General features: G+C 65.6%; 1 protein-coding gene. It reads right to left on the bottom strand.

Annotation, left to right across the window (positions count from 1 at the left end; all coding sequences use genetic code 11):
* Positions 1–122 precede the first annotated feature (122 nt).
* The coding region (gene glmU / locus AKL29_RS12615) for a bifunctional UDP-N-acetylglucosamine diphosphorylase/glucosamine-1-phosphate N-acetyltransferase GlmU (RefSeq protein ID WP_244481970.1) at positions 123–1,272 on the bottom strand (1,150 nt) is incomplete at its 5' end.

Raw genomic sequence — 1,272 nt, 5'->3', positions numbered from 1 at the left:
TGCACTTCGAATGTGAATCTACCTCCCGGCTTTCGCCAGGACGACGGTTGAGGAGGGTGCGGGCTCGTCTCTATCACCGTCATGAAGCCGCGACGCGGCCGTCCCGAAGCACGACGACGGCATCACTTCCCCTTCGCAGCCTTCTCCTTCAGCTTCGCCGTGCGGTAGCGCGCGGCGCCGCCTTCGCGGATGGACTGCTCGCTGCGCTCGAGCGCCATCGCATCGTCAGGAACGTCCTTGGTGATCACGGAGCCCGAGCCGATATAGGCGCCCTTGCCGATCGTGACCGGCGCGACCAGCGACGTATTGGTGCCGATAAAGGCGCCCTCGCCGATCAGCGTCTTGTGCTTGAGGAAGCCGTCATAGTTGCAGGTGATGGTGCCGGCACCGAGGTTGGAATTGGCACCGACATGGGCGTCGCCGACATAGGAGAGATGGTTGACCTTGACCCCGGCCTCCAGCCTCGAACCCTTGGTCTCGACGAAATTGCCGATCTTCACGCCATCGCCGAGCGAAGTGCCGGGCCGCAGCCGCGCGTAGGGTCCGAGCTCCACCTTCTTGCCGATCGTGGCTTGGGTGATGTGCGAGAAGGAATGGATTACGGCGCCGTCGTCGATCGAAACGCCGGGTCCGATCACCACGAACGGCTCGATCGTGACGTCCTTGCCGAACTTGGTGTCGGCGGCAAGATAGACGGTTTCCGGCGCGATCAGGGTCACGCCGGCCTCGAGCGCCTGGTTGCGCAGCCGTGTCTGCATCACGGCCTCGGCCTCGGCGAGCTGCGCCTTGGTGTTGATGCCGCGCACTTCGTCTTCGCTGGTGTCGATCACGACGGCCTCCAGTCCGAGTTCCCTGACAATGCCGACGGCATCGGTCAGATAATATTCGCCCTTGGCATTGGCATTGCCGATCTTCTCGATGATCGCGAGCGCCTTCTTGCCGTCGAACGCCATCACGCCGGCATTGCACAGCGTGATCTTGCGCTCTTCGGCACTGGCATCGGCCTGCTCGCGGATCCCAACCAGCTTGCCGTTCTCGACCACCAGCCGGCCGTAGCCGGTCGGGTCGGCGGCATGGAAGCCGAGCACCGCAAGCGCCGCGCCGTCGCGCAGCGGCGCGCGCATCCGGGCGAAGGTCTCGGCCGAGATCAGCGGCGTGTCGCCGAATGCGACCAAGAGGTCGTCGGCACCGCGGGCGATCGCCTCGCGTGCCGCCAGCACCGCATGCGCGGTGCCGAGCCGTACGCGCTGCACGAAGGTCTGCGCGTCGGGC

The organism is Bradyrhizobium pachyrhizi (genome assembly GCF_001189245.1).
Taxonomy (GTDB): Bacteria; Pseudomonadota; Alphaproteobacteria; order Rhizobiales; family Xanthobacteraceae; genus Bradyrhizobium; species Bradyrhizobium pachyrhizi.
Note: the sequence above shows the minus strand (reverse complement) of the source record. Positions and strands in the feature narration are given on the sequence as shown.